Source organism: Weizmannia agrestimuris, assembly GCF_943193165.1.
Lineage (GTDB): Bacteria > Bacillota > Bacilli > Bacillales > Bacillaceae_C > Weizmannia > Weizmannia faecalis.
In genome coordinates, this window is the sequence record NZ_CALPDC010000086.1 from 1 (window position 1) to 4,001 (window position 4,001).

At 46.0% G+C, this 4,001-nt stretch carries 2 protein-coding genes; one reads left to right on the plus strand and one right to left on the minus strand.

The window, feature by feature from the left end:
• Positions 1-175: 175 nt before the first annotated feature.
• The gene (locus tag NFR98_RS15555) at positions 176-2,182 is read right to left on the minus strand and encodes a penicillin-binding transpeptidase domain-containing protein (RefSeq protein WP_179234262.1); all 2,007 of its coding nucleotides are present in this window, start codon (positions 2,180-2,182) and stop codon (positions 176-178) included.
• 117 nt (positions 2,183-2,299) lie between these two features.
• Here NFR98_RS15555 and NFR98_RS15560 point away from each other — a divergent pair, with 117 nt between their 5' ends.
• Positions 2,300-3,802 (plus strand): methyl-accepting chemotaxis protein, encoded by a 1,503-nt coding sequence (locus NFR98_RS15560; protein ID WP_035182261.1) that lies wholly within the window; start codon positions 2,300-2,302, stop codon positions 3,800-3,802.
• Positions 3,803-4,001: the final 199 nt, after the last annotated feature.

Here is a 4,001-nt window from a genome sequence, read left to right on the forward strand (position 1 = left end):
CCAGAAAAACAGCCCCTATACTCCATATTCCCTCATATTCAGATAACCCTTTTTACACAATTATACGGACTTAACTCAGTCTTCTTATCTCATCCCGCGTCACAAATTTTATTTCAATTTATATAGCATGAAGCTTTAACCTTTTTTGCAGCGGGGATGGCCCTTGCAAAGTTAACTATTGAAACAGATTTACGGCTTTGTTCACGACAAGCCCGCTGCCGCCGCGATGTTTAACATTTTCAATCAGCATCGCAACAAGCATATTCGGGTTCTTTTCGTCATATACGACGAAAAAGCCGTTTTCTTTGCCGCTTTGATCTTTTTGGCTCTTTTTCAGTTCAGCGGTGCCCGTTTTTCCCGCAAGCTGCGCTCCGGAGATATTGGCAGCGTGCGCCGTGCCGGACGGATCCGCAACGACCTGGCGGAGCATACCGGAAATCTCCCCGGTGGTTTTACTGCTTGCGGCATGTTTCCACACTTTTGTTTTTTCACCTGCAAGCAAATTTGGCTTCAGTTCATCGCCGCTGTTTAAAAACGGCGTGTAGCTGATGGCGAGATGGAGAATATTCATTTGCATCTGCCCCTGGCCATAACCCGTGTCTGCAAGCTGGATGTCACTGCTGAACTTGCCGGTAGACGAAATTTGCGATGCCTTCAACGGATACGCAAACGGAATGTCTTCCCCGAATCCGAAACCCTTCAGGCCCTTTGCAAATTTGTCCGCCCCGATATCAAGCGCGGTTTGGGCAAAAAAGATATTATCGGATAACACGAGCGCTTTTTCCATGTTTTCCGGGCTGTTATTGGCGTGGACGCGGGTCACTTTATAGCTGCCCCAGTCGGCGCTCTTTTGCCACGAAGTCCCTGTAATGGTTTTCGTTGCCGCGGCTGTTGTCGTCCCGGTATCAAGCGCGATAGCCGCAGTGACCGGCTTGATTGTTGAACCCGGCGCATACGTAAGGGCAAACCGGTTAATGAGCGGCTTATCAGGATCTTTTTCAAGTTTCGTGTAAGTGGAAGAAGACATGCCTGAAATAAAATCATTTGGGTCAAAAGCAGGCGTGCTTACAAGGGCAAGCACGTCACCCGTTTTCGGATGGATGGCCGCTGCCGTGCCGGCATCCCCCTTCATTTGATTGAAAATTTTCTGTTGCAATTCGGCATCGATGGTGACTTTGATATTTTCGCCGTTTTTCACTTTTTGCTCAGCAACGGTATAGGTGCTGCCGTCCTGCTTCTCGATGTAAATTTTTTCTCCTGCCTGGCCGCGGAGCTTTTGGTCATACAACTGTTCGAGCCCGCGCTTGCCGACTACACTCTCCGCAGTATAGCCTTTCTTTTGCAGTTTTTTCAGTTCTTCGCCAGTGATCGCACCGATATAACCGGTTAAATGCGCAGCGGCTTTCCCATAAGGATAAACGCGGGCACCAACCGTTTGCGAAGAAAAGCCCGGGATGGAGGTGACTTTTTTCACGAGATCCTTCTTCTCCATCGGGACTTTTTTTAACGGGACAAACAAATGAGGCTGCACCCAGTCCTCGTCCAGTTTTTGTTTGATTTCGTCCGCTGACATGCCAAGCAGGTCGGCAGCTTTTTGCATATCCGCTTGTTTATCCCCTTTCAATTGTTCCGGAATGACGCCGATTTGGTACACGCTGCCGTTTTTGGCCAACGCTTTTCCGTTTCGGTCCAAAATTTCCCCGCGGACAGCGTTTTGGTCGGACACTTTAATCGTATCCCCTTTGGCCAAATGCGGGAGAATAAGATCCGGCTTCCAATTGACATACCAGTTTTCTTTTTTGTCCCGTTTTTCCTTTACAAGCGCCACTTTATCCTTGTAGGCGACTTTGCCGGCTGAGGTTTGGAACGAAATTTTGACCGGCACGGTAACTTTCTCTTTGTTTTTATAGGCATCTTTATCCAACGATTGGTATGAAACATTTAAATCTGAAACATTCAAGTCCCCGTAAACTTTTTTGTACCGGTCCGCCATATCTTTTTTCGCATACGTTTTTTTTGCGGAAGCCGATAAATAACTTTGATACATTTCCGCAAATTTTTCCTGTTTCCATGCTTTTACATAATCTGCAAGGCGTTCATTCGGTGTCGGCGTTTTTTCGCAACCGGCAAGGGCCGCCAAAACCCCGAGCAGCAAACCGATGATAAATACATATTTCCTCAAAAAATCTCCTCCCTGACAACGACAAGTTTCCACCTTTTGAGAAAAAAATGGAGAAGTTTGCCGGTTTTTGTGTTACATTTGTGTTAGATAAGAAGAACTAGATTTGGAGGTAAGAACGTGGACATCATTACACAGTTAAAAGCAGACAACATGCGCAAAAAAAGTCTTCTCATGTTTATTACCCTGCTTGTTGCCCTGCTGGTCGTTTTTGTAACATATCTTTACAAACAAGAGGCCGGAATGGCTGTCCTGTACGGCGTGGAAATCGTTGTTCTTCTGGCACTGTATTTTACACTCGGGCGCGCCATGAAAAAATTCCGCTTGTTTTCTTATGCGAGCGTCATCATTTCTTATTTGTTCAGAATATATGCCACCCTTTTTGTTCAAAACAGCTTTTCCGTAGACATTTTGTTTTTCTTTCTGCTTGCTTATGCGGCATTGCAGTTTGAAAATGTCCTTTTCTTTATCGGAGCCGGTCTTGGCATTGCCGGATTTCTTGCCAGCTACTTGGTGCCGGCCGCCGATTCGGGCCTCATTCATAACCTGGTCCCGACCGCTTTGCTCTGCTATGTTTTAACCGCAATTTTATTATACGCCATGATCTACCTGCATCAAAATTTGATGGATTCTTTTCTTTTATCCATAAAGAAAACCCTTCAAACCATGGAAGATCAAGGTTCGGCTTACCGGCAGGAAATGGCGGAGATTCTTGACCGCGTTTCCAATGTGAACGACAATATTCAGACCAATTTACATGCCCAAAACGAAATGAAGTCCGCCGTTCATGAAATCTCTAAAGGCAGTGTAACCCAAAGTGAGCAGATTACGCAAATTGCCGGACACGCCGGAGATACGGTGCAATCGATGGAATTTTTAACACAAATGTCCGGTGAACTGACAAACGAATCGCTTGAAGCACAGGAAACGGCAAAAGCCGGTGAAAAGGCGGTAGAAAATTTAACGCTTGAAATCAGTGATGTGGTAGATACGATTATGGAGCTGAACAACACATTTACAGTGTTAACGCAAAAAGTGGAAGAAACGAATACGTTCACCGACAGCATCAAACAAATTACAGAACAGACGAACCTGCTTGCGCTGAATGCTTCGATTGAAGCGGCCCGCGCTGGGGAAGCAGGCCGCGGGTTTTCGATTGTTGCCGATGAAATCCGGCGCCTTGCGGAAACGACACACGAAACCACCGAAAAAATTAACCATAATTTGGCTGATTTGAACCAGAGCAACGCGGCGGCACGGGATAAGCTGGAATTAAGCAGCACACAAATTTTGACGACAGCGGAATCAAGCCAAAATGTAACCACCTATTTCCGTAAACTATTAAAAACGTTAAACGGACAGGTTGAGAAGTTTAAAGAATTCGATACGTTGTCCAAAAAAGTGACCGAAAAGGCGCATGGCGTGGAAGGCGCATCAAGCGAACTCGCGGCCATCATTCAAGAAACTTCCGCCAGCCTAGAAGAAATGTCGGCGACGATCGAAAGCTTAACGAATGACCATCATACAATTGCAGAAACGCTCAATGAAGCGGCTGCCCAGGCGGAGCAGTTCCGGGCAAAAACCGAACAAATGCAGGAAAAATTTGCCGATCAAATGATTTAGCAGACGGATATCTTAACATAGACGCACTCTAGGTTAAGGAAGACCCTCGATTTTGCCGGGTATCTTAACATAGAACGCTTCTATGTTAAGGAAGACGCGGAATTTTTACGGGTATCTGAACGTAGTCGCGCTCTAGGTTAAGAAAGACCTTCGATTTTGCCGGATATCTTAACATAGAAGCACTCTACGTTAAGGAAGA